General features: G+C 66.4%; 20 protein-coding genes. 11 read left to right on the top strand and 9 right to left on the bottom strand.

Annotated features, from left to right (window positions below):
* The 3 genes from repC to repA form a co-directional block, all read right to left on the bottom strand.
* Nucleotides 1-374 (bottom strand): plasmid replication protein RepC (gene repC, locus ACKODO_RS00780; protein ID WP_408981551.1); only part of this gene is annotated, 374 nt, incomplete at its 3' end.
* Between the two features lie 172 nt (nt 375-546).
* Nucleotides 547-1,542, bottom strand: a complete 996-nt coding sequence (gene repB, locus ACKODO_RS00775) for a plasmid partitioning protein RepB (protein ID WP_408981550.1) — start codon at nt 1,540-1,542, stop codon at nt 547-549.
* Nucleotides 1,542-2,714: a plasmid partitioning protein RepA gene (gene repA, locus ACKODO_RS00770; protein WP_408981549.1), complete on the bottom strand. Its 1,173-nt coding sequence runs from the start codon at nt 2,712-2,714 to the stop codon at nt 1,542-1,544. The genes repB and repA overlap by 1 nt, the downstream gene beginning before the upstream one ends.
* A gap of 270 nt (nt 2,715-2,984) precedes the next feature.
* Here repA and ACKODO_RS00765 point away from each other — a divergent pair, with 270 nt between their 5' ends.
* The 9 genes from ACKODO_RS00765 (at nt 2,985) to ACKODO_RS00725 (ending at nt 11,735) form a co-directional block, all read left to right on the top strand.
* Nucleotides 2,985-4,277, top strand: a complete 1,293-nt coding sequence (locus ACKODO_RS00765) for an FAD-binding domain-containing protein (protein WP_408981548.1) — start codon at nt 2,985-2,987, stop codon at nt 4,275-4,277.
* Nucleotides 4,274-4,633: a thiol-disulfide oxidoreductase DCC family protein gene (locus ACKODO_RS00760; protein WP_408981547.1), complete on the top strand. Its 360-nt coding sequence runs from the start codon at nt 4,274-4,276 to the stop codon at nt 4,631-4,633. The genes ACKODO_RS00765 and ACKODO_RS00760 overlap by 4 nt, the downstream gene beginning before the upstream one ends.
* 231 nt (nt 4,634-4,864) lie before the next feature.
* Complete coding sequence (locus tag ACKODO_RS00755) at nt 4,865-5,992, top strand: BMP family ABC transporter substrate-binding protein (protein WP_408981546.1); 1,128 nt, start codon at nt 4,865-4,867, stop codon at nt 5,990-5,992.
* 39 nt (nt 5,993-6,031) lie between these two features.
* The gene (locus ACKODO_RS00750) at nt 6,032-7,156 is read left to right on the top strand and encodes an ABC transporter permease (protein WP_408981545.1); all 1,125 of its coding nucleotides are present in this window, start codon (nt 6,032-6,034) and stop codon (nt 7,154-7,156) included.
* On the top strand, nt 7,156-8,079 hold the full coding sequence (locus ACKODO_RS00745; RefSeq protein ID WP_408981544.1) for an ABC transporter permease: 924 nt from the start codon (nt 7,156-7,158) through the stop codon (nt 8,077-8,079). Before ACKODO_RS00750 ends, ACKODO_RS00745 begins: the two co-directional genes overlap by 1 nt.
* Nucleotides 8,080-8,090: 11 nt before the next feature.
* Nucleotides 8,091-8,768, top strand: coding sequence for a cysteine hydrolase family protein (locus ACKODO_RS00740; protein WP_408981543.1), 678 nt, complete (start codon nt 8,091-8,093; stop codon nt 8,766-8,768).
* Nucleotides 8,765-10,297 (top strand): ABC transporter ATP-binding protein, encoded by a 1,533-nt coding sequence (locus ACKODO_RS00735; protein WP_408981542.1) that lies wholly within the window; start codon nt 8,765-8,767, stop codon nt 10,295-10,297. Before ACKODO_RS00740 ends, ACKODO_RS00735 begins: the two co-directional genes overlap by 4 nt.
* Nucleotides 10,297-10,965 carry a cysteine hydrolase family protein gene (locus ACKODO_RS00730; protein ID WP_408981541.1) on the top strand — a complete coding sequence of 223 codons (669 nt, stop codon included), beginning with the start codon at nt 10,297-10,299 and terminating at the stop codon, nt 10,963-10,965. Before ACKODO_RS00735 ends, ACKODO_RS00730 begins: the two co-directional genes overlap by 1 nt.
* On the top strand, nt 10,962-11,735 hold the full coding sequence (locus ACKODO_RS00725; protein ID WP_408981540.1) for a 5-formyltetrahydrofolate cyclo-ligase: 774 nt from the start codon (nt 10,962-10,964) through the stop codon (nt 11,733-11,735). Before ACKODO_RS00730 ends, ACKODO_RS00725 begins: the two co-directional genes overlap by 4 nt.
* A 269-nt stretch (nt 11,736-12,004) precedes the next feature.
* Here the strand turns inward: ACKODO_RS00725 and ACKODO_RS00720 are convergent, their stop codons facing one another.
* From ACKODO_RS00720 to ACKODO_RS00710, 3 genes are read right to left on the bottom strand one after another with little or no spacing between them, the layout of a single operon-like run.
* Nucleotides 12,005-13,135 carry an ABC transporter permease gene (locus ACKODO_RS00720; protein ID WP_408981539.1) on the bottom strand — a complete coding sequence of 377 codons (1,131 nt, stop codon included), beginning with the start codon at nt 13,133-13,135 and terminating at the stop codon, nt 12,005-12,007.
* A 4-nt stretch (nt 13,136-13,139) separates the two neighbouring features.
* The gene (gene rbbA / locus ACKODO_RS00715; RefSeq protein WP_408981554.1) at nt 13,140-15,917 is read right to left on the bottom strand and encodes a ribosome-associated ATPase/putative transporter RbbA; all 2,778 of its coding nucleotides are present in this window, start codon (nt 15,915-15,917) and stop codon (nt 13,140-13,142) included.
* A gap of 19 nt (nt 15,918-15,936) precedes the next feature.
* Nucleotides 15,937-16,926: an HlyD family secretion protein gene (locus tag ACKODO_RS00710; RefSeq protein ID WP_408981538.1), complete on the bottom strand. Its 990-nt coding sequence runs from the start codon at nt 16,924-16,926 to the stop codon at nt 15,937-15,939.
* A gap of 616 nt (nt 16,927-17,542) precedes the next feature.
* On the opposite strand from ACKODO_RS00710, the gene ACKODO_RS00705 reads away from it, so the two are divergent.
* Both ACKODO_RS00705 and ACKODO_RS00700 read left to right on the top strand, forming a co-directional pair.
* On the top strand, nt 17,543-18,529 hold the full coding sequence (locus tag ACKODO_RS00705) for an NAD-dependent epimerase/dehydratase family protein (protein WP_408981537.1): 987 nt from the start codon (nt 17,543-17,545) through the stop codon (nt 18,527-18,529).
* Nucleotides 18,530-18,645: 116 nt separating this feature from the next.
* Complete coding sequence (locus ACKODO_RS00700) at nt 18,646-19,275, top strand: hypothetical protein (RefSeq protein WP_408981536.1); 630 nt, start codon at nt 18,646-18,648, stop codon at nt 19,273-19,275.
* 141 nt (nt 19,276-19,416) lie between these two features.
* Here ACKODO_RS00700 and ACKODO_RS00695 read toward each other — a convergent pair whose 3' ends face one another.
* The 3 genes from ACKODO_RS00695 to ACKODO_RS00685 all read right to left on the bottom strand — a co-directional run bounded on the left by ACKODO_RS00695 (nt 19,417) and on the right by ACKODO_RS00685 (nt 22,811).
* Nucleotides 19,417-20,268, bottom strand: coding sequence for a universal stress protein (locus ACKODO_RS00695; protein WP_408981535.1), 852 nt, complete (start codon nt 20,266-20,268; stop codon nt 19,417-19,419).
* Between the two features lie 263 nt (nt 20,269-20,531).
* Complete coding sequence (locus ACKODO_RS00690; protein WP_408981534.1) at nt 20,532-22,349, bottom strand: PHA/PHB synthase family protein; 1,818 nt, start codon at nt 22,347-22,349, stop codon at nt 20,532-20,534.
* A 33-nt stretch (nt 22,350-22,382) separates the two neighbouring features.
* A complete protein-coding gene (locus ACKODO_RS00685) occupies nt 22,383-22,811 on the bottom strand; it encodes a host attachment protein (RefSeq protein WP_408981533.1) in 429 nt (142 codons plus the stop codon).
* Nucleotides 22,812-22,816: the final 5 nt, after the last annotated feature.

Raw genomic sequence — 22,816 nt, 5'->3', positions numbered from 1 at the left:
GCGTAGCGCTTGCCGTTGGGGCTGTCGCGGCGGATGACGATGCCGGCTTCCACAAGCGCCGCGAGATGCCGCCGGAGCGTCGCCGGCGCGATCCCATGGGCGCGGGCGCAGAGCTTCTCATTCGAGGGAAAGACGATCAGCGGATCGCCCGCCGTCAACGCGGTCTCCTGATGGAACGACAGCAATGCCGAGAGCACCGCAATCGCGCGATCGGGCAGGCCGAGCTTGTCCTTCGCTTCCGTAATCGCCTGGAAGACCTTCCACTTGTGGACGGTCTTCTCGGGTTCGACCGCCCTCGCCTGCTGCTGCGTGGCGATCAGGCCAAGCGAGAGCATTCGCCGCCCGAAGGGCGTCGTCACCAATCCCTGTTGAATCATGGTCCTTGCCTCAATCAGGCAAAAGAATTGCGCCCGCCGAAATGGCAGTTGTCCGCAAGGGACTCTTGACAGCGATTCACGGAAGTGGGATTCTCAGCTTGCTACAGATGAGAGAGGCTTCCGGTGGAAACGTCGGGGGCCTTTTTCTTTTTCGCGCCTGCTCCCTCGGTTAGCGGTTGCGGAATTCGCGATAGAGATCGCCGAGGCGGGCGCGCAGAAAGGCGCGAAATTCGCCATCCTCGATCTCCAGGGCCTTGCCGCGCTCGCGCGCGACCTGCGGCACGATCCATTCGGCCGGCTTCGGCTCCGGCGCCTGCGAGAGCCGCAGGAAGAGCCGCTGAAAGCGCTCATCCGATGGCGTTTCCGCCTCGGCAAGGCTGGCGAGAAGGCCGCGCGCGCGCTCATGATCGCTTTCGTTCTGCAGGCGATCCGCCAGTTGCAGCCAGCGGTCGCGGCCCGCTTTCGGCGCCGGGCCGATCGCCTCGATGATATCCACGGGCACGCGCCGGGCCACCCCGATGAGCTTGGAGAGCGCGGTCTTGTCGATGGCGAGCGCAGCCATGATCACCGGCCGATCGAAGCCCGCATCCTCGAGGCGCGTGGCGAAAAGCGAGCGCTCGATGAAGGAGAGATCCGTGCGGGCCGAATTTTCCTGCCCCTGGGCAACCACGAGTTCGGCATCGCTCAGCGGGCGGATCACCGCCCGCACCGGCCGCCCCAGGGCCCGCGCGGCGAGCACGCGGCGGTGGCCATAGGCGACCTGATAGCGATCCGACCCATCGGGATGCGGGCGGAGCAGCACCGGCACCTGCTGGCCGCTCTCGCGGATGGATTCCACCAGCGCCTGCAGGCTTTCCCCACCCTGCGCGAGGCGGTCCGCGATCATCGCGGCGACGATGCGCGAGGGCTCGACCTCCACCACGGCCTGCCCGGCCTCCATCTGCTGGCGCAGCACGCGCGCTTCCTGCGCCTCGTTCTTCAAGGCCTCGATGGAACGCGTGACCGAGCCAATGGCCCCGGATTGCGAAAGCGGTGGCGGAGCAGGGGAGGGGGCACGCCCCGGCGGAACGGCCCCGCCGGAAAAGTTGCCGGCCGGCAACTTTTCGCCCTGTTGCCGATCGGCCGGGGTGCCCAGCAACCCTTCGAGCAGATTTTTCCGCGCCATCAATCACGCCTCCAGGTCGAGCGGATCAGCCCCTCGATCTCGCCATTCACCTGGTCGAGGGCTTCGATCGCGCGGTCATAGGTCTGCCGCGTGAATTGCTCGCGCGACACCTCGTAGAGCGTCTGCTTGGTGATGCCGGCATCGGCGATGGCCGTGCTCTTCAGCATGGGATAGTTCAACACATATTCGCCGAACATCGAGCGCATGAAGGAGACCATCTGGTTCTGCGGCCCGTCGCCGGGCTCGTAGCGCGTCACGAGATACCGCATCCAGTCATAGCTCATCCTGGCGCCGGCATCCGCGAGGGTGGACATCAGCTGGCTGGTCATGAGCAGGAACTGGCACATCGACATCACATCAAGCATCTGCGGATGGACGGTCACCAGCACGCTGGTGGCCGCGCAGAGCGCCGACAGCGTGAGATAGCCGAGCTGGGGCGGGCAATCGATCACCACCACATCGTAGCGGCTCTCGACTGTCGCCAGCGCCTCGGCGATGCGGGTGAAGAAGAAGCCTTCGCCCTTCTTCCGGGCCAGCATCGCGCGCGGCGTTTCATGCTCATATTCCATCAACTCGATATTGCCGGGGATAAGATCGAGACCAGGAAAATAGGTGGGGCGGATCACCTCCTCGAGCGGGCGGCGCTCCGCGTCATAGCGCAGGGCGCCGAACAGGGTCTGGTTCTCGCCGATGTCGAATTCCGGCTGGTAGCCATGCAGGGCCGAGAGCGAGGCTTGCGGATCGAGATCCACCGCCAGCACGCGATAGCCGTGCAGCGCGAGATATTGCGCAAGATGCGCGGCGGTCGTCGTCTTGCCCGAGCCGCCCTTGAAATTCGCGACCGCGATGACCTGCAGCGGCTCACCCGGCCGGCGCGTGGGCATGTACTTGCCCGAGCCGCCATCGAGGAAGGCCCGCAAGGCGCGCACATCCTCGATCGAATAGAGCCGCCGGCCCGAAGGCGTCACCTCGGGAGAGGGGCCCTTGCCATCGAGCGAGAGGTGGCGAAGATAGCCATCATTCACGCCGATGAGCCGGGCGACCTCGCCGGAGGTGAATTTGCGAAGGGTTTTCGTGGCGGAGGGCGGAAACAGCTTCATGCGATGCGCGTGAAGGCGCTCGCTGAGATCGCGGGCGTGGCCTGCGATCAGGGTATGGATGGCTTCGCCCACGGAAGTTTTCCTTCGGACACGGAAAAAAGCAGAAGTCGCACTTTCAAGCGTGACCAGGATCGCCCGATTCTGGGCCGATCGCAAGGAATTTAGGTTTAACAAGGAATTAACGCGGGGGAACCCGCGCGAGCGCCGCGTGCGGCCGGAAGAGCAGGGCCCTGGGGCCGCGGGCATGAAACGACGGGCGGGAAACCACAGGCGGGAAACCACAGGCGGCAGACCACAGGCGGCAGACATGGTCCGATGCCGCGCGCCTTGCGTAGGCAGGGCATGAGCAAACCTCCTTCTTCCCGCATTTTCCTGCCCATGCGCGCCGCGGGGCTGGCACGCCTCGCGGAATTCCTCCCGGCCGCGGGGCGCGCCTATGCCAATCGCCGCAACACCGATCACGGGCCGGATGACCGGGGGAATGTCTCCATTCTCTCGCCCTATCTGCGCCATCGCCTCGTGACCGAGCGTGAGGTGCTCGACCGGGTGCTGCGACGCCACAGCCTCGAGGCGGCCGAGAAATTCGTGCAGGAGGTGTTCTGGCGCGGCTATTTCAAGGGCCATCTCGAAACCCGACCCGAAATCTGGAGCCGGTATCAGGCGGCGCTTTCCGGCCAGCAGGCGGCTGTCGGGGAGGGGGGCGGCTTCGCCCGCGCCTATCGCAAGGCGGTGGAGGGCCGCACGGGCATCGATTGCTTCGATGCCTGGGTGGAGGAATTGCGCGAGACCGGCTATCTCCACAACCATACGCGCATGTGGCTGGCCTCGATCTGGATCTTCACGCTGCGCCTGCCCTGGGAACTCGGCGCGGATTTCACCTTCCGGCATTTCATTGATGGCGACCCTGCCTCCAATACCCTCTCCTGGCGCTGGGTCGGCGGCTTGCACACCCGCGGCAAGACCTATCTCGCGCGGCCCGACAACATCGCCGAGCATACGGGCGGGCGCTTCCGCCCCAAGGGCCTCGCGCGCGAGGCCATCGCGCTCGAAGAGCCGCCGCTGCCCGCCGCAAAACCCGCGCGCCCGGCGGATGATGCCGCGCCCGCCGGCCCCGCCCTGCTGCTGCTGACCGAGGAAGACCTCCACCCCGAGAGCCTGCCGCTCGCTTCGGCCGAGATCCGTGGCATCTTCGCCTGCCATGCGACCGCCGCGCGATCGGCTTTCGCGGTTTCGGATCTGGCCCTCGCCTTCGCGGAAAGCGCGATGGCCGATGCCGCGACCCGCGCCAGCACGCATTTCGGCGTCGAGGCGGAGCCTCTGCAGGCGCTGCGGGCGGATGATCTCGCCCGGCGCTGCCGCGCGCTGGGGGTGGAGCGCATCCTCACCGCCTATGCGCCGGTGGGGGCGATGGGCGAGGAACTCGCGCGCCTGCGCCCGGCTCTGGCGCGATCGGGCATTGCGCTCACCGAAATCCGCCGCAGCGAGGATGCGCTCACCTGGCCGCATGCCACGAAGGGCTTTTTCGGCCTGCGCGAGCGCATCCCCGATCTCGTGGCGAAGCTGGGGATCGGCGCGGAAGCGATGCAGCCCGATCTCTTCGCGCGCGACACGCGCCGCGCGGCGGCTCACCGATGAGCGCGCGGCCCGTTACCGTCTGGTTCGATTCGGCCTGCCCGATCTGCGCGCGGGAAATCCGGGTGATGCGCGCGCTGGACTGGCGCGGAAACATCGCCTTCATCGATCTTCACGCGCCGGATGCCGCCTGCCCGATCGACCCCGCCCTGCTGCTCGCCCGCTTCCATGCGCGGGATGCCGGGGGGCAATTGCATTCGGGTGCCGCGGCCTTCGCGCTGATGTGGCGGCACGTGCCGCTTTTCTGGCCGCTGGGGCAGTTCGCCCGCATTCCCTTCATGCTCGCTCTGCTGGAACGCGCCTATCTGCGGTTTCTCGTGTGGCGGCAGGCGAAACCCGCGCGCAAGGCCGCGGCCTGAGCTCGGCCCGACCTGAAGAATCTGCTCATCAATTGTGCATCGGCATGATGCGGCAGGCAGGCACCGCCAAATTCTATGCAACGCTGGGGGATCGATTCCGCCGCCCGCGCCGCCCGCGGGCGGCGCGATCATGGCCGCCGCCGGGTTTGACGGCGGATGGCACAACCGTTGCTTCGCTTGACGGGCAAGCCAGCCGCTGGCGCTGGCGATCTGTTCCAGAGTGCCATAGCCATGCCGTTCGATACCATGCCGTTCGATACCTTTTCCCGCCGCTCATTCCTGCAAGGCGCCGCCGCGGGCACGGCCGCCGCCGCGCTTGGTTTTCCCGGCCTCGCGCAGGCCCAATCGGGCGTGACGATCGGCGTCGTCTATGTCGGCCCGAAGGATGATTTCGGCTGGAACCAGGCGCATGCGGTCTCCATCGGGGTGCTCAAGGCCACGCCCGGTGTGAAGATCATCGAGGAAGAGAACGTGCCGGAAACGGCCGCCGTGGCGAAATCCATGGAATCCATGATCAATCTCGAAGGCGCGAACCTGATTCTCGCGACCTCCTTCGGCTATTTCAATCCCTTCATGGTGGATGTGGCGAAGAAGCATCCGAAGGTCACCCTGCGCCATGCCGCCCCGCTCTGGGAGAAGGGCAAGCACCCGGACAATGCGGGCAGCTATTTCGGCTATCTCGATCAGGCGCATTACGTGAACGGTGTCGCGGCGGGCCTCTCCACCCGGACGAACAGAATCGGCTTCGTGGCCGCGAAGCCCATTTCCAGCGTGCTGCGCAACATCAATTCCGTGCTCTGGGGCGCGCGCTCGGTGAACCCGAACGCCACGCTGCAGGTGATCTTCACCGGGGATTGGGCCCTGCCCGTGCGCGAGGCGGAAGCCGCGAATGCGCTGATCGGGGCGGGCTGCGACATCCTCACCTGCCATGTCGACAGCCCGAAGGTCGTGATCGAGACCGCCGAGCGCCGGGGCATCAAGTCTCTGGGCCATAATGCGAGCCAGGCGCCGCTGGCGCCGAAGGGCTTCATCACCGGCGCGGAATACAAGTGGGAGACGATCTACAGGATCTTCGCCGACGCGATCGCCAAGGGCCAGCCGGTGCCGAACATGGTGTTCGGCGGCTATGACAAGGACATGGTGCGCAATACCGCCTTCGGGGCCGGCGCCGAGGAGCCGGCGCGCAAGGCAGCCGAGGCGGCGATCGCCGATCTCAAGGCCAACAAGCCGATCATCAAGGGGCCGGTGAAGGACAACAAGGGCAATGTGGTGCTGCCCAATGCGAGCTACGACAATTTCGATCGCGTGCTCGACGGCATGAACTTCCTCGCGGAAGGCGTGGTCGGCTCGATCACCTGAGCGGGGCGCAGGACCGCGCCCGTTCCGGGGTCTATCGCCATGCACCAGCCCGTTTCCATCCCCGTCGGCTCCGAAATCGCGCGCCAACCGGGCCGCGAACGACCCGCGCGCTGGCTCGGCGGGGCGGAGGCCGTGGCGATACCGCTGCTGGCGCTGGTGATTTCGGCCGGCTTGTTCTCGATCTTCCTGCTGATCCTCGGGAAGTCGCCGGTCCAGTTCTACAGCCTCATCTGGCTCGGCGGGTTCGGCACGCCGTTCTCGTGGTCGAACACGCTGCTGCGCGCCGCCCCGCTGATGCTGATGGCTTTGGCGGTGGCGATCCCCGCGCGGCTCGGCCTCACGATGATCGGCGGGGAGGGGGCGCTCGTCCTCGGCGGCTTCGCGGCGGCCGCCATCGCCGTGCCGCTGATCGGCACCACGAACGCGGTGCTGATGCATGCGCTGATGCTGATCGCCGCGATGGCCATCGGTGCGATCTGGATCGGGATCGCGGGCGGCCTGCGCCATCATCGCGGCGTGAACGAGACGATCTCGAGCCTGCTGCTTTCCTATATCGCCATCGCGATCATGAATTTCTTCGTGGAAGGCGCGCTGCGCGATCCCGCCGACCCGAACAAGCCCTCGACCAAGGCGATCGGCAGCGAGGCGATGATCGGCAAGATGCCGGGCATCGATGTGCATTGGGGCCTCGCGGTGGCGGTGCTCGCCTGCATCCTGCTTTACGTGCTGATGCAGCGCACGACCTACGGCTTTGCCTGCCGCATCGCCGGGGGCAACGCGCGCGCGGCTCTGGCGCAGGGCCTGCCGGTGGGAAAACTGATCGTCAGCGCCTCGATGATCGCCGGCCTCTGCGCGGGCCTCGCGGGCTATTTCGAGGTGGCCGCGGTGCATGGCAAGGCGAATGCCTCGCTTGCCGCCGGCTATGGCTTCACGGGCATTCTCGTGGCGTTTCTCGCGCGGCATAACCCGCTGGCGATCATTCCGGTGGCGATATTGTTCGGCGGCATCGCGGCGGCGGGCGGCATCATCCAGCGCCGCATGGGCCTGCCGGATGCGAGCGTGCTGCTTCTGCAGGGCATGACCTTCCTCGTGCTGCTCGCGAGCGAAACGCTCTATGGCCGCTTCCGCCTCTTCAACCCCGCGGCCCGGATGGAGCGCACCTGATGGATGGCTCGGCGGCCCTCGTGACGGTTCTCGCGGCGATGGTCGGCGGCGCGATCCGCGTCTCGACGCCCTTCCTGTTCGTGGCGCTCGGCGAGATGCTGACGGAGCGTTCGGGCCGCATCAATCTCGGCCTCGAAGGCACGCTCGTGCTCGGCGCGATGAGCGGCTATGCGATCTCCTACCATACGGGCTCGCCCTGGCTGGGCCTGCTCGTGGCGGGCTTGGCGGGGATGATGATGGGCACGCTGCATGCGCTGATCTGCCGGCTGCCGAAGGTGAACGACATCGCCGTGGGCATCGCGCTGATGCTCTTCGGCCTCGGCATCGCGTTCTTTCTCGGCAAGGCCTATATCCAGCCCACCGCGCCGCGCCTGTCCTCGATTCCGCTCGGTTTCTGGAGCAGCAACCCGCAGATCGAGCAGGCCTTGCAGATCAACCCGCTCTTCCTCATCGGCATCGCGCTCGCGTTCTTCCTCGCCTGGGCGCTGAGGAATACGCGGCCCGGCCTCATCCTGCGCGTCACGGGCGACAGCGAGGCGGCCGCGCGCGCGCTCGGCCATCCGGTGATGCTGATCCGCCTGATGGCGACCGCCGCCGGCGGCTTCCTCGCGGGCATCGGCGGGGCGTTCCTCTCGCTCTACTACCCCGGAAGCTGGAACGAGGGCCTCTCCTCCGGGCAGGGGCTGATGGCCGTGGCCCTGGTGATCTTCGCGCGCTGGGACCCCATCCGCTGCCTTTACGCCGCGATGCTCTTCGGCGCGGCGGGGGCGCTCGGCCCCTCCTTGCAGGCCATCGGCATCACGCAGGGCTATTATTTCTTCAACGCCGCTCCCTACATCCTCACGCTTTTCCTGATGATCGGCTCGGCCGGCTCGAAAAAGGCGCTGCGGGATGCGCCGGGCGAACTGGCACTCACGCGGTGAGGACAGACGCCATGCCCACGATTCCCGCCAACCCCTATCCCTGGCCGTATGACGGCGCCTTCGGCCCCGCGAACACCGCGCTGATCGTGATCGACATGCAGACCGATTTCTGCGGCAAGGGCGGCTATGTCGATGCCATGGGCTATGATCTTTCGCTCACCCGTGCGCCCATCGCGCCCATCCGCCGCGTGCTCGAAGCCATGCGCGCCAGGGGCTACCGGATCATCCATACCCGCGAGGGGCACCGGCCCGATCTTTCCGATTTGCCGGCAAACAAGCGCTGGCGCTCGCAGCGCATCGGCGCAGGCATCGGCGATCCCGGCCCGTGCGGAAAGATCCTCGTGCGCGGCGAACCGGGCTGGGAGATCATCGAGGAACTGGCGCCGCTGCCGGGCGAGACCATCATCGACAAACCCGGCAAGGGCTCGTTCTGCGCGACCGACCTTGAAATGATCCTGCGCCAGAGCGGCATCCAGAACATCATCCTTGCCGGCATCACCACCGATGTCTGCGTGCACACGACCATGCGCGAGGCGAATGATCGCGGCTTCGAATGCCTGCTTCTGGAAGATTGCTGCGGCGCGACCGACAAGGGCAACCACGAGGCCGCCATCAAGATGGTGACGATGCAGGGCGGCGTGTTCGGCGCGGTCGCGAATTCCGCCATGCTGATCGCGGGCCTGCCATGATCGCCGAGCCCGCCCGCCGCGCCATCGGCCTCGAAGCCATCGCCATGCGCAAGGTGTTCGGCGCGCTGGTGGCGCTGGATGATGTGTCGCTGAAGGTGCCGGCGGGCTCCTTCCATGCGCTGCTCGGCGAGAATGGCGCGGGCAAATCCACGCTCGTCAAATGCATCATGGGGTTCTACCAGCCCGATTCCGGGCAGGTGCTGGTGGATGGCAGGGAACGCGCCATCCGCAACCCGAAGGAAGCGGCGGAAGCAGGGATAGGCATGGTCTACCAGCATTTCACGCTGGTGCCGTCGCTCACGGGCGCGGAAAACCTCGTTGTCTCGCGCCCGCATGGCCGGACCATCATCCACTGGGCGGAAGAGAATCGCGCGCTCGAAGCCTTTCTCGATCGCATGCCGTTCCGCGCGCCGCTCGACCGGCCGGTCTCGCTGCTCTCGGCGGGCGAGAAGCAGAAGCTCGAAATCCTGAAGCAGCTCTATCTCGACCAGCGATTCATCATCCTCGACGAGCCGACCTCCGTGCTGACGCCGGGCGAGGCGGACGAGGTGCTCGGCCTGCTGCGCGACATGACCCGGCGCGGCGAGGTGACCGTGCTGATGATCACCCACAAGTTCCGCGAGGTCACGGCCTTCGCCGATGATCTGACGGTTCTGCGCAAGGGCGCCTTCGCCGGCCGGGGCGTGGTGAAGGACACCCCCTTGGAGAGCATGGCCGCGATGATGATCGGCGACACGCCCATCCGCGAGCGCGCCGACCGCGTGGCGCATGAGAAAAAGCCCGTGGCGCTCGACATTGCCGGGGTTTTCGCGGATGCCGATGACGGCCGCCCGGCCATCGAGGCGATCAACCTGAAGATCCGCGCCGGCGAGATCGTGGGCATCGCCGGCGTTTCGGGCAATGGCCAGAGCGCGCTGGTGGAGGTGCTCTCCGGCCAGCGCCCCATGCGGCTGGGCCAGCTCGCCATCCACGGGGAGGATTACCTGCCGAACCGCGCGGGCATGGCGCGGCTGAAGGTGTTCGGGCTGCCGGAGGAGCCGCTGAAGAACGCCACGGTGCCGAAAATGTCGGTGGCGGAGAACATGGCCTTCCGCTCGTTTGATCGCCCGCCCATCGCGTCGCTGAAATGGTGGCTTTCGCCCGCGCCGATGCGCAAGCAGGCGGAAGAACTGATCGCGAAATACCGCGTGAAGACGCCTTCCCCCGATGCGCCCATCGCGGCGCTCTCGGGCGGCAACGTCCAGCGCAGCGTGCTCGCGCGGGAACTCTCGGGCGATGTCGAGGTGCTGATCGTGGCAAATCCCTGCTTCGGGCTCGATTTCGCCTCAGCCGCGGAAATCCGCGCGCAGATCATGGATCAGCGCAACCGGGGTGCCGCGGTTCTGCTCGTCTCGGAGGATCTCGACGAAATCCTCTCGCTCTCGGATCGCGTGGCGGTGATGTCCGGCGGGCAGATCACCTATGTCGAGGAGATCGGGAAGACCGACCGCGCCACCATCGGCGCGCATATGGCCGGGGGAGGGCATTGATGGACGCGATCACCGTTCCAGCCCGGCCCGGCCCGTTCACCCTGCCGCCGGCACGCACCGCGTTGATCGTGATCGACATGCAGCGGGATTTCCTCGAACCCGGCGGCTTCGGCGAGGCGCTCGGCAACGACGTCTCGACCCTGCGCCCGGCGATCGCGCCGGTCGCGCGGCTGCTCGCCCTGTTCCGCGCGAGGGGCTGGCCGGTGATCCATACCCGGGAATCGCACCGGCCCGACCTTTCGGATTGCCCGCCGGCGAAGCTCTCGCGCGGCGCGCCCGGCCTGAGGATCGGCGAGCGGGGCCCGATGGGTCGCATTCTCGTGCGGGGCGAGGCGGGCAACGCCATCCTGCCGGAATGCGCGCCGGTTGCGGGCGAAATCGAGATCGCCAAGCCGGGGAAGGGCGCCTTCCACCGCACGGATCTGCAGGCCATGCTCGAAGCGCGGGGCATCTCGCATCTCGTCTTCGCGGGCGTGACAACCGAGGTCTGCGTGCAGACCTCGATGCGCGAGGCCAATGATCGGGGCTATGAATGCCTGCTGATCGAGGAGGCGACCGAGAGCTATTTTCCCGCCTTCAAGGCCGCGACTCTCGAGATGATCCCGGCGCAGGGCGGCATCGTTGGCTGGACGGCGAAACTCGCGGATTTGGAGGCGGCCCTCGCATGACGGATGATCGCAAGGGCCGCTGGGCGGGGCGCAACGAAACCAAGGATCATGTGCGCGAAGAGGTGTGGCAGGGGCTGGAGCGGAGCGGGTTCGGCATCGGCCCGGTCTGGAGCGTCATCCCGAATTTCGTCGGCGCGGATCTCGCGGCCTGGCGTCTCGCCCAGACGCCGGAATGGCAGGCCGCGCGGACGGTGAAATGCAACCCCGATCCGCCGCAGATCCCCGTGCGGCTGCGCGCGCTGCTCGATGGCAAGGTGCTCTACGCCCCCGTGCCCTATCTCACGGAAGGTTTTCCGTATCTGCGGATCGACCCTGCAAGGCTGCGCGAGAAGGGCGTGAGCTTCGAGCTCGCGGCCACCTCCGAAGGCTACATGATGCATGGCGAGCGCATCGATTTCGAGGCGGTGGAGCCGCTCGATTTCTGCGTGGTCGGGTCGGTCGCGGTCACGCGCCCGGGCGGGCGGACGGGGAAGGGCGCGGGCTTCGCGGACCTTGAAACCGGCATCTTCCGCGAATTGGGCATCATCCGCCCCGGCACGCCCATGGCCACGACCATCCATTCGAGCCAGCTCGTCGCCGAGCCGCGCGTGGTGATGCAGGCGCATGACAGCCCGCTCGATTTCATCGCGACCGAAAGCGAGCTCATCCGCACCGGCAACGAGGCCCCGCGCCCGGCGGGGGTGGATTGGGATTCCGTGCAGCCCGACCAGTTCGAGACCATCCCCTTCCTGCGCGATCTTCACGCGCGGATGCGGGCGAGGAAGGTTTAGAGCGCAAACCGATCTGACAGAATCCGATCTGGCGCTCTTTCTTCTGGTTTTCGCATCCGCTCTTTCCGCCAACCGGTATCCACTTGGCGGGCGGATGCGCCAGAGCGCAAACCGATCTGATTGAATCAGATCTGGCGCTCACTCTTCTTGTTTTCGCATCCGCTCTTTCCGCCAACCGGTATCCACTTGGCGGGCGGATGCTCGAGCGATCACCATCGGGGCCGGCGGTCATCAAGCCGCGTCAACAGGCCGGAAACAGGACCGGGCCTCTACCCTTGCGCTGTCAGCATCGCGCGGAAGCGCGCCAGAGCCAGCGCCAGAAAGAGCCCTCCTGTCGCCGCGACGGCCAGGAACTGGCCGATGACGGCCTCGAGCCCGGCCGCACGATAGAGAATGGCCTGGGAAGCGGCGATGAACTGCGTGGTGGGCGAGAACTGCATGATCCGCACAAGCGCCTCGGGCATGCTGTCCAAGGGAGTCGTCGCGCCCGAGAGGAGGTTCAGCGCGATGAAGAGCGGAATGGCGAGCAATCCGAATTGCGGCATCGAACGCGCGATCGTCGCCAGCAGGATGCCAAGCGAAGTCGCCGCGAAGAGGTAGATCGCCGTGCCCAGAAGAAAGAGCGCCACCGACCCCTCCACCGGCACCGCGAGCAACCGGCGGATCACCACCTCGAGCGACAGCCAGACGGCCAGGAGGATCACAAACCCGTTCGCCCAGATCTTGGCCAGCACGATATCCGTGGGCCGGACCGGCATCACCAGCAGATGCTCGATGGTGCCATGCTCGCGCTCGCGGATCACCGCCGCGCCAACGAGGATGATGGCGAGAACCGTGATGTTCTGCAGGATCTCCATGATCGCGAGCGTGCGGACGCCTTCGAGATTGGGGTTGAACATCACGCGCGCCACGGCGCTGACCCTCTCGCCCGCCAGGGTTACCCCACGCGCCGCCAGATAGGCTGCCACCTCCTGTTGGATGATTACCTGGATATCCATGGTGCCGATCCCGGCGATGTTCATCGCGGTCGCATCGACACTGAGCTGGATCTGCGGCCTGCGCCCCCTCAGCAGGTCGGCCTCGAAACCTGGCGGAATCTCGATGATGAAAGTGAAGCGGCCGGTATCGAAGGCGGCCTGAACCTCTTCCGCCGCCAGGTCTGCGGGCGGTTGGAACAGAGGCGGCTGCAGGGCATCGCGCAGCCGGTACGACAAGGCCGAGCGGTCGGCATCGACGATGCCGACCGCGGCATTCACCACATCCATATTGAGGCCGGTCGCCACCGAATAGACCGAGCCGCTGAGGGCCCAGACGATCAGCAGCACGAGCACGATATCCCGCCGAAGGCTCGCCAGTTCCTTGAGGCCGAGAGCCCAGATGGCGATCAGCGAGCGGCGCATCGGATCAGCGTTCCTGCTTGCGAAGAAAAAGCCCGGCTGCCGCCAGGAAAAGAAGGCCGAAGGCGCAGAGCATCAGATAGGGCAAGGTGAAGGCGGAAAAGCCCAGACCCTTCGTGATCGTCCCGAGGCTGATCGTCTGAAACCAGGCCGCCGGGAAGGCATGGGCCATCATCCGGCCGGACTCGGTCAGCGCGGAAAGCGGGTAGAGATAGCCGGAGAAATTCAGCGCGAGCGTGGTGGTGATGATGGCGCTGGCGAAGATGGCGGCGACCTGGCTGCGCACAAAGGCCGAGATCAAGAGCCCGAAGGCCGTCATCGCGAAGACATAGAGCAGCGCGCCCAGCGCGAAAGCCGACAGCGAGCCCTGGATCGGCACCCCGAATTGCCCGACCATCAGCGTGACCAGCATCATGGCGCTGACACAGCCGAGAAAAAGATAGGGGATCTGCTTGCCGAGCAGAAATTCCCCCACCGATGCCGGCGAGACCGAAAGGTTGATGATCGAGCCGATCTCGCGCTCGCGCACCACACCAAGCGCCGTCATCATCGCCGGGATCATCGCCAGCAGCATCATGATCACGCCCGGCGCGATGGCGACCACCGAGCGGAAGCTCTGATTATAGCGGAAGCGCGGCACGACATCGATGATCGGCTCAGGCAGCGGCGGGCCTTCCTGCCGGGCGAGGCGGCGAAGGAAAGTGCCGATCACGCCGCTCGCATAGCCACGGGCAGTCTCGGCGCTGAAGGTCACGGCGCCGTCGATGAAAATCCCCAGTTCGGGCGCGCGACCCTGGCGAAGATCGTGGCCGAAGCCGGGCGGGATGTCGATCGCCAGCCCCAGCCGACCGGCCCCGAGCCGCGCCTCCGCCTCGCGATCACCCCCCAGAGGCTCTGCCGCCCGGAAATAGCGCGAGCTTTCAAAGGCCTGCGTCAGCGTGGCGCTCTCGACGCTGCGATCGCGGTCCAGAACAGCGAAGGCGATCCGCTCGACATCGAAGGAGATGCCGTAACCCAGCGTGATCAGAAGGAACAGCGGCCCGAGCAGGCCGAAGGCGAGCCGCACCGGATCGCGCAGCAATTCGATCGTCTCGCGCCGGGCAAAGGCCAGGATGCGCCCGAAGGACGCCGCGAGCGGGCTTCGCGCGAGCAGGCTTCGCGCGGGCGGCGAGCGTGGCGGCGAGCGTGGCGGCGAGCGTGGCGGCGATGCGGCCTCGGCGAAGGCGGGTTTGGCGGCGGGGGCTGCCGGCGTGCCATCCGCCGCCTGCAGACAGGCAATGAAGGCCTCCTCCAGCGAGCCCCCGCCCCGCTCCGCCGCCAGCTTTTCGGGCGTGCCGACGGCCAGCACCCGCCCGGCATGCATCAGCGAAATGCGGTCGCAGCGCTCCGCCTCGTTCATGAAATGCGTGGTGACGAAAACCGTCACACCCTCTTGCCGGGAAAGATCGACAATCAGGCGCCAGAACAACTCGCGCGCGGCAGGGTCGACCCCCGAGGTCGGCTCGTCCAGAATCAGCACTTCCGGACGGTGCAGGCAGGCCGTCGCGAGCTGCAGGCGCTGGCGGATGCCGAGCGGCAGGCTGTTCGGGCGGGCCTCCGCCACATCTGACAGGTCGAAGCGCCCCAGGGTCGTGGCGATGCGGGCCGATGCCTCGTCCGGCTTCAGGCCATAGAGTCGGGCGTGCAGCCGCAGATTCTCGACCACGTTCAGTTCTTCATAGAGCGAAAAGCCCTGCGACATATAGCCGATCCGCCGCCGGGTCTCGATATCGCGCGCATCGACGGGCTTGCCGAACATTTCGGCGCGCCCCGAGGTGGCCGGAAGCAGGCCCGTCAGCATCTTCATCGTCGTCGATTTGCCGCAGCCATTCGAACCAAGGAAGCCGAAAATCTCGCCCCTCTCGATGCGGAAAGAAACGTGGTCGACCGCTACGAAATCGCCGAAGCGTTGGGTCAGATCCTCAGCCATGATCGCCGGCGGGCCGCCATCCTCCTGGCGCGGCGGGATGACAAGCGGCTCGGTCGAACCGCGCCGCTCGGGCCGCTGCAGCGCAACGAACGCCTGTTCGAGATGGGCCGTGCCGCTCCTCGCCAGAATGGCCGCCGTGGTATCGGCCGCCAGAATGCGCCCCTCGTCCATCGCCACCAGCCGCTCGAACCGCGCCGCCTCCTCCATGTAGGCGGTGGCGACGATCACGGTCATTTCCGGCCTTTCGGCGCGCAGGGCATCGATCAGTGCCCAGAATTGCCGCCTGGACAGGGGGTCGACGCCGGTCGTCGGCTCATCGAGGATCAGCAGATCGGGTTCGTGGACCAGAGCGCAGCAGAGCGAGAGTTTCTGCTTCATGCCACCCGAAAGCTTGCCTGCGGGCCGATGGGGGAAGGGCGCAAGCCCGGTGGCGGCGAGCAGCCGCTCGATCCGAGCCCGGCGCTCCGTGGCACTCTGGGCGAAGAGTCGACCGAAGAAATCGATATTCTCGACCACCGAAAGCGTCGGGTAGAGGTTCTTGCCGAGTCCCTGCGGCATGAAGGCGATGCGCGGGGCGATGCCATCCCGCGCCTGCGCCTGGCGCATATCCGCCCCCAGCACGCGGATTTCGCCGCTGACCAGGCGGCGCGAGCCGGCGATCAGCGACAGAAGCGTCGACTTCCCGGCCCCGTCCGGCCCGACCAGGGCCGTCATCGACCCCGAGGGAAAAGTCACGCTCGCCTCGGCGAGCACGGTCTTCGCGCCGTAGCGATGCGAGACCGCCTCGACGCTGACGGCCACCCCCGCCGCGGCCATCCCCCGGGTCGCGCTCGCCTCAGCGGGCATCCGGCAGCCGGGGCTTCAGGCGATCGGGCCAGGCGGCCTCAGGCTGCACGCGCACATAACCGTTACCGGTGAGCCCGGCCTTCACATAATCACGATAGGTCTCGAGCAGCTTCGGATCAATGGCGAGCTTGACCCGATACATCAGCTTGTCGCGCTCGCTGGTGGTCTCGACGAATTTCGGCGTGAACTGCGCCTCCGCCGCGATGAAGGAAACGCGCGCCGGGATGGTGAATTCGGGCGCGGCATCGAGCACGATCCGCGCTTCATCGCCGAGGCCGATGCGTCCGACATCCCGTGTCGGCAGGAAGATCGTCATGAAGACATCCGAGAGGTCGAGCAAGGTGACGATCCGCCCGCCCGAGCCGAGCACAGCGCCGGGCTGTGAGAGCTTGTATTCGACGCGGCCGGCAACAGGCGCGGCGATCTCGGTCTCGCTGAGCTGCGCTTCGATCTGCGCCACCTGCGCCTTCGCCACCGCGAGCGCGGCTCGCGCGTCACCCACCGCCGCCCGCGCCCCCTGCACGGCCGCCTTCGCCACGTCGCGCTGTGCCCGGCGCTGGTCGACGGTCGAACTGGGAGCGACGGCGCGCTGGAGCAATTCCTCCGCCCGCTTCATTTCGATCTCGGCGAGGGTGAGGCTCGCCTCCTGGCTGGCAACCTCCGCTTCGGCCCGCAAAATGCCCTGCTCCGCACGCAGCACTGCCGCTTTCGCTGCGGCGTGCTGGGCGCTGAGCTCAGTGGCGTCGAGCCGCACGACGAGGCTTCCCGCCGGCACGAAATCGCCCTCGCGCACACGGATTTCGGCGATGCGGCCGGGGATCTTGGTCGAAACATCGACCCGTTCGACCTCGATGCGTCCATTGGCGCGCGCAAGGCCTTCGGGCACGCGCGCCTTGGCGAGCGCCGCCCATTGCAGATAGCCCAGGGTGCCGCCCACCGCCGCGACCCCCAGAATACCGAGAAGGGTCGTCGCTCTCATGCTCCCTCCTCGACCGCGAGAGCCGGCTGCATTCATCGTTACGGGTCTGTCCAGGACGCGATCGAATGTTGGCAGCGTTCTCGAAACACGTCAACCGGAGAAAGAGGACGGGCTGGAGCGGAGTCCGAGCGGATGGAAAGAGGCCGCCCGCTCGCATTCCTCATTGTTTGATTGCATTTTCTTCGGCCAACCGGTATCCACCGGGTCGGAAAATGCTCTAGAGCGCAAACCGATCTGATTGAATCAGATCTGGCGCTCACTCTTCTTGTTCTCGCACCCGCTTTTTCCGCCAACCGGTATCCACTTGGCGGGCGGATGCTCTAGCGATCACCATCGGGGCCGGCGCTGGCCTCGATCCAGCGGGACAGGCCATCGGCAAGGCCATCGAAAAGGGCGCGGATCGGGCTCGGCGCGCGCCACCGCCGAGAGCGAGCCGCGCCGCAGCACGGCGGGGAAGGAGCGCAGCAGGGTCCGATCCGTCAACCCGATCATCAATTTTCTTATATCTGATCGACAGACTCTGACAATTTTCGTTTGATTCCGGCCGCGGTATCTTTTCCGGCATGTCAGAAGATTTCCCGGAAGAATACCCAGGAGATTACCCAGGAGAAGACTCATGTCGCCCACCGATCCCGTTTCACCCCCGCTTCCCTCGCCGCCCGTGGCGCTCATCCTCGGCATCACCGGGGGCCTCGGGCGGGCCATCGCGGTCACGCTCGCGCAGCGGGGCTGGACGATCCGCGCATTGAGCCGCCGCCCCGCCGATCATCGTCCTCTCCTGCCTTACCCCGTGGAATGGCAGATGGGCGATGCGCTCGATGCGGCTTGCGTGCGGCAAGCGGCGGAAGGCGCGACGCTGATCCTGCATGGCGTCAATCCGCCGGACTATCAGCGCTGGCGCGAGGATGGCCTGCCGATGCTGGCCCATACGATCGCCGCGGCGAAGGAATCGGGCGCGACCATTCTCTTCCCCGCGAATGTCTATGTCTTTTCGAGCGCATCCCCGCCCCGGTTGGATGAGAACGCCGCGCGCGAGCCGCAATCGCGAAAGGGGCAGGTGCGCCTGGAGATGGAGCAGATGCTCGAACAGGCCGCGAAGGAGCATGGCATCCCCGTGATCGCCCTGCGCGCCGGCGATTTCTTCGGACCGGGCATCACGAATTCCTGGTTCGCGCAGGCCATGGCGAAAGGCGGGTTTTCCGCAAAGGTGATCCGCACCCTGACTCCGCCGGGCATCGCCCATGCCTGGGCCTATGTGCCCGACCTCGCCGAAGCCTTCGCGCGGCTGGTGGAGCGACGGCACACCCTGCCCACCTTCACGCTCGCGCATTTCGCCGGCCATGCCGACATGACCGGCCGCGACATGGCCGAGGCCGTGGCCCGGGCGATCGGCCGGAAGAACTTACCCATCCGGCCCTTCCCGTGGTTCATGCTCTGGCTCGGCGCGCCCTTCGTGCCCTTCCTGCGCGAGGCGCTGGAAATGCGCTGGCTGTGGAAAACCAGCCTCACGCTCGAGAACGGCCAGCTCCGCCGCCTCATCGGCGAGGAGCCGCATACCCCCCTCGATGACGCGGTGAGAGCCGCGCTCGCCTCCGCCCCCTGAACCCTCCCGAAAGGACCCTGCCCATGTCCATCGCATCCCTGTCCATCGCATCCCTGGCAGCACCAATCTCGCGCGCTTAAAAATCCGCGCTCATCCTCCTCGCGCTCTCGCAGATCGTGCTGTTCCTCGTGCCGATCACGGTGCTCGGGCAGGCGATCGGCTGGCCGGCGAGCCTGCGCCTCCCGGCCGCGGAGGCGCTGCCGCTCATCGCCCGCAACGCCATGGCGCTGCAGGTGGGCTATTGGGGCTATCTGCTCACGGCCGTGGCCATGGTGCCCTTCGTCATCGCGCTCCGGCGCCATGCGCTGGCCCATGGCGTGGGCGGGCTCCTGGTGGATGCGATGGCCGCATTCGGCATCGCGGCCGCAGTGCTGAAGACGCTGGGCATCGTGCGCTGGCTCATCGCCATGCCGGCCCTCGCGAGCCTCCATGCCGGCACGACCGACCCCGCTTTGCGGCTGATTCTCGAGGTGAACTACACGGCGCTGAACGGCTATGCCGGCAGCGTGGGCGAATTGCTCGGCGTGCAGCTCTTCTCCGGCTTCTGGCTGGTGCTGCTGGGCGTGAGCCTCTCGCGCATGGGCTGGCGGCTGAACGGCCTCGCGAGCCTCGCGCTGGGCATCGGCTTCGTGCTCAACAGCCTGCGCACGCTCGCGCCCGAACTGGGCCTTCTCAGCGCTGCCCTGCCGCCGCTCGGCCTCGCCTGGCTGCTGATGCTGGCCGGCACGATCTGGCGGAAGGGTTGAACCCTGCTCCAGCCCGCAAGAAAGGCGGCCGCGTGGCGCCTTCTTTCGGGCTGATCGGCGTTCCGGGCAAGGCGGCGCGAGCCAGCCCGGCCCGGAGGCTTCCGGCTCCTCGCTCCGCCAGGCCTTCAGCAAGCCAGATCTTCAATACGCCATCAGGAGCGGCCGGCAGGCGGATTGCGTGAGATCGACGGTGACGCCGCCGAACAGGAATTCCCGCAGGCGGGAATGACCGAAACCGCCCATCACGATGAGATCCGCCCCGGTATTCGCGGCATGCTGATCGAGCACGCGGCCGACCGGCTGACCGCCCGCTTGGGCCTCGACGATACGCGTCTCGATGCCCTTGCGCGCGAGATGATGCGCCAGTTCGGCACCCGGAAGGATCTTGTCCAGCGGCTTCTCGCCGAGCACGATCACGATATCGGCATGGGTGATGCCGGGGAACAGGCCGACCGCATCCGAAACCGCGCGAGCCGCGTGCTGGGACCCGTCCCACGCGATCATGATCCGCTCGAAGCTCGTCGCCGGCTTGCATTTGGGCGATGCCACGAGCACGGGATGGCCCGAGCGGAACAAGGCCTCCTCGAGGACGAGCCCCTTGAGATCGAGCGTCGCGTTCGGCTGATCCACCACGATCAGATCGCTGGCGCGCGCGCTGCGAACCGCCCGGGCGGCGGCTTCATCCACCAGCGCCTGATCGACGACGACATGCCCGGCCAGCCCCTGAGCCTTGATCTTCTGGTTGGCCTCGGCGGCGACAGTCTCCGCGACGGACAAGGTGCGCTTGTTGATGTCGGTGATCATCGGCGCGACATAGGAAGATCCCATCAGCGAGAAGGGGACATGGGCCTTCGGCGCGATCACCGTCACGCCCAGATAGGCTCCGGCCACTTCCGCGAGCCCGGCTGCAAGCGGCAAGGCTGCCGATTGGGCCTCCTCCGAAACCTGGAGAATACAACTGATGGAAGACAGAGAGCGCTTTTGCGCAGTCATCATTCAACCTCCCGCGTTGACCGGATAACGGTGCGAGACAACCCGTTACCGGGCCATGATCTGTATCAAGGGTGGCACCGTCGAAAAAACACGGCGCGCCCAGATGAAGCATGGCCTCGCGACCCGCCCCCGCCTGTCTGATGGATGCAGAAAATGGCCCGATCGAGGCAGATGGCCCGGTGAATGACGAAGACGGTTCGCTTTTCGCCTTTTTCCCGCCATTGCATCCATCGCGATCCTGCCATGACGACCCATGCCATGGGCTAGCCCCGCACATACGATCCCGGTGCGTCAAGGATCGCGGGATAGCCGGCTGACGGGCGTCCGAGCGGTGGAGGCTCCGTCCTTCCGCCGGATTTCGCTTCCAGCCATTTGAACCATGCCGGCCACCACGAGCCCGCAACACATTCGGCCCTGGCGAGCCATTCCTCGGGCTCGACATGCAATTTGAGGTGCTCGACGGTCGCCAGCCGATAATGCCGATCGGCCGAAAGCGGCGGGGCAATGATGCCGTGATTATGTCCCCGGCTCGCGAGGACAAACGTGACATCCGAGCTCGTCAACCGGTGGACCTTGAAAACCGATTTCCAGGGAGCAACGAAATCTCCCTCCGTTCCGACCGCGAAGAGCGGCGTATCCACATCCTGAAGGTCGATCGTGCGACCGCCTGCCTCGATCCGTCCTTCGGCAAGATCGTTGTCGAGGTAGAAGGATCGCAGGTATTCCTGATGCATGCGGAAAGGCATCCGCGTTGCGTCCGTTGACCACGCCGCCAGATCGTCGAGCGGTTCCGCGACGCCCAGCAGATACCGCCGGATCATCCTGGACCAGATCAGATCATTGGATCGGAGGAGGTGAAACGTTCCGGCCATCTGCGAGGCTTCCAGCACCCCTTTCTCGGCCATCATGTCATCCAGGATCGCGAGCTGGCTTTCGTCGACGAAGGTCCGCAACTCGCCGGCCTCCCGGAAATCGGTCTGGGCGGCCAGGAGCGTCAGGGTCTTGAGGCGATCATCGCCGTCGCGCGCCATCGCCGCCGCGGCGACCGCGAGCAACGTGCCGCCGATGCAATAGCCCACGGCATGGACCTTGCTGGCGCCCGTCACCGCCGTCGCCGCGTCGATCGCGGCCATCGCCCCGAGCTGCCGGTAATGGTCGAAACCCAGATCGCGATCATCCGGCCCCGGATTTTTCCACGAGATCATGAAAACCGTGAAACCTGCATCGACAAGATGCCTGACCAGGGAGTTTTCCGGCGACAGATCGAGAATGTAATATTTCATGATCCAGGCAGGCACGATGACAACCGGCTCGCGGTGGGTGGTCGGCGTCGAAGGCGCATACTGGATGATTTCCACCAGCCGGTTGCGAAAGACGACGCGCCCCGGAGTCAGTGCCACGCTCTCGCCCGGGCGGTATCCCTGGGCCTCGCCGGGCCGCTGGTTGTGCAGCGCGCGGACCGCATCATCCAGCGCGAGGCCCGCCCCCTGCAGGAGGTTGGCTCCCCGTGTCTTGATCGTCGCATCCAGCACTTCAGGATTGCTCCAGGGGAAATTGGACGGCGAAAGCGTGTCCAGAAACTGCCTTCCGACGAAATTGAGCAGCGTAAGGTGATGCGACGTGACGCCATGGATGCCGCGCGTCGCTTCATCCCACCAGCGCTCCCACGCCAGGAGACTGGAGGCATGGAAAGCGAATGGCCATTGGCTCCAGCGCTCATCCCTGAAACGCCTGTCATGGGGCAATGCGCGGAGGCAGGGCTCGCAAACGCCCCGGTTGCTCACGGCTGAGGCCAGAATGCCCCCCAGGTAAGCGGCCTCCTTCATCCCGCTGGCGACAAGCGACGTCATCCGCCCCGGAGAAACCGCCAGATGAACCGCCCAATCCGTCCAAGCCTCGAACAGGCCCATGGGCGAGAAGCCGCCGGCCATCCTGCCGATGGCTGCATGCATCTTGCGATCGAGCGTGCCTTCACCCGGGCCAGGTTCCCGCGCAACCGGGACCAGCGGTTTCGCCGCTTCCGGGGACGGATGCGGAATGACGGGCCGACCGGATCGAATCCTGGGATTTCGCTTGGTCATGGGTGCATTTCCTCGGGCGATCGCTCCGTGCCGTCAGGTGGCGAGCATGGCCTCGATCTCGGGGAGGGGATGCTTGGTGAGGTCTTTCGGAATCTCGGCCAGGATGTGATTTCCCGTCTGCCCCAGCTCATCCCTCAGGACAGCCAGGGCTTTCGGCGGTGCGATGATCACCAGCCCCTTGCCGGGGATTTCCCTTTCCCCGCGCTTGAACTCGCGCGCCACATGCCGCAGAAAGGAAGTCTCGGCCATCTCGTGACGGTCTGGCATTTCGCCGGCCGTACGGCGGCCGGAGCCTTTCTGAAATCGACCCGGCCGTTCCCCGCCATGCTCCCGGTCGGGAGGGTTCGGATCGGCGTGGAGCGTCGTGATCACGCCCAGATTGGGGGTGCGGGAGCTGCCCTCATTCCGGGCAAGAATGGCCTTGGCCCCATCCGCGATGAGAACCAGGGCCCCTTTTTGCAAGACAA

Source organism: Rhabdaerophilum sp., from assembly GCF_046092605.1.
In the GTDB taxonomy this organism is placed as follows: Bacteria; Pseudomonadota; Alphaproteobacteria; order Rhizobiales; family Beijerinckiaceae; genus Rhabdaerophilum.
Note: the sequence above shows the minus strand (reverse complement) of the source record. Positions and strands in the feature narration are given on the sequence as shown.

What these genes read in the sequence shown, in the direction of transcription:
- ACKODO_RS00765 (WP_408981548.1), top strand. Translation starts at nt 2,985, where the DNA reads ATGAGCAAACCTCCTTCTTCCCGCATTTTCCTGCCCATGCGCGCCGCG.
- rbbA (WP_408981554.1), bottom strand. Translation starts at nt 15,917, where the DNA reads ATGGCCGCGGCGGGGGTGGCCGTCAGCGTCGAGGCGGTCTCGCATCGC.
- ACKODO_RS00725 (WP_408981540.1), top strand. Translation starts at nt 10,962, where the DNA reads ATGACGGATGATCGCAAGGGCCGCTGGGCGGGGCGCAACGAAACCAAG.
- ACKODO_RS00745 (WP_408981544.1), top strand. Translation starts at nt 7,156, where the DNA reads ATGGATGGCTCGGCGGCCCTCGTGACGGTTCTCGCGGCGATGGTCGGC.
- ACKODO_RS00735 (WP_408981542.1), top strand. Translation starts at nt 8,765, where the DNA reads ATGATCGCCGAGCCCGCCCGCCGCGCCATCGGCCTCGAAGCCATCGCC.
- ACKODO_RS00760 (WP_408981547.1), top strand. Translation starts at nt 4,274, where the DNA reads ATGAGCGCGCGGCCCGTTACCGTCTGGTTCGATTCGGCCTGCCCGATC.
- repB (WP_408981550.1), bottom strand. Translation starts at nt 1,542, where the DNA reads ATGGCGCGGAAAAATCTGCTCGAAGGGTTGCTGGGCACCCCGGCCGAT.
- ACKODO_RS00740 (WP_408981543.1), top strand. Translation starts at nt 8,091, where the DNA reads ATGCCCACGATTCCCGCCAACCCCTATCCCTGGCCGTATGACGGCGCC.
- ACKODO_RS00730 (WP_408981541.1), top strand. Translation starts at nt 10,297, where the DNA reads ATGGACGCGATCACCGTTCCAGCCCGGCCCGGCCCGTTCACCCTGCCG.
- ACKODO_RS00695 (WP_408981535.1), bottom strand. Translation starts at nt 20,268, where the DNA reads ATGACTGCGCAAAAGCGCTCTCTGTCTTCCATCAGTTGTATTCTCCAG.
- ACKODO_RS00750 (WP_408981545.1), top strand. Translation starts at nt 6,032, where the DNA reads ATGCACCAGCCCGTTTCCATCCCCGTCGGCTCCGAAATCGCGCGCCAA.
- ACKODO_RS00710 (WP_408981538.1), bottom strand. Translation starts at nt 16,926, where the DNA reads ATGAGAGCGACGACCCTTCTCGGTATTCTGGGGGTCGCGGCGGTGGGC.
- ACKODO_RS00705 (WP_408981537.1), top strand. Translation starts at nt 17,543, where the DNA reads ATGTCGCCCACCGATCCCGTTTCACCCCCGCTTCCCTCGCCGCCCGTG.
- ACKODO_RS00690 (WP_408981534.1), bottom strand. Translation starts at nt 22,349, where the DNA reads ATGACCAAGCGAAATCCCAGGATTCGATCCGGTCGGCCCGTCATTCCG.
- ACKODO_RS00755 (WP_408981546.1), top strand. Translation starts at nt 4,865, where the DNA reads ATGCCGTTCGATACCATGCCGTTCGATACCTTTTCCCGCCGCTCATTC.
- ACKODO_RS00720 (WP_408981539.1), bottom strand. Translation starts at nt 13,135, where the DNA reads ATGCGCCGCTCGCTGATCGCCATCTGGGCTCTCGGCCTCAAGGAACTG.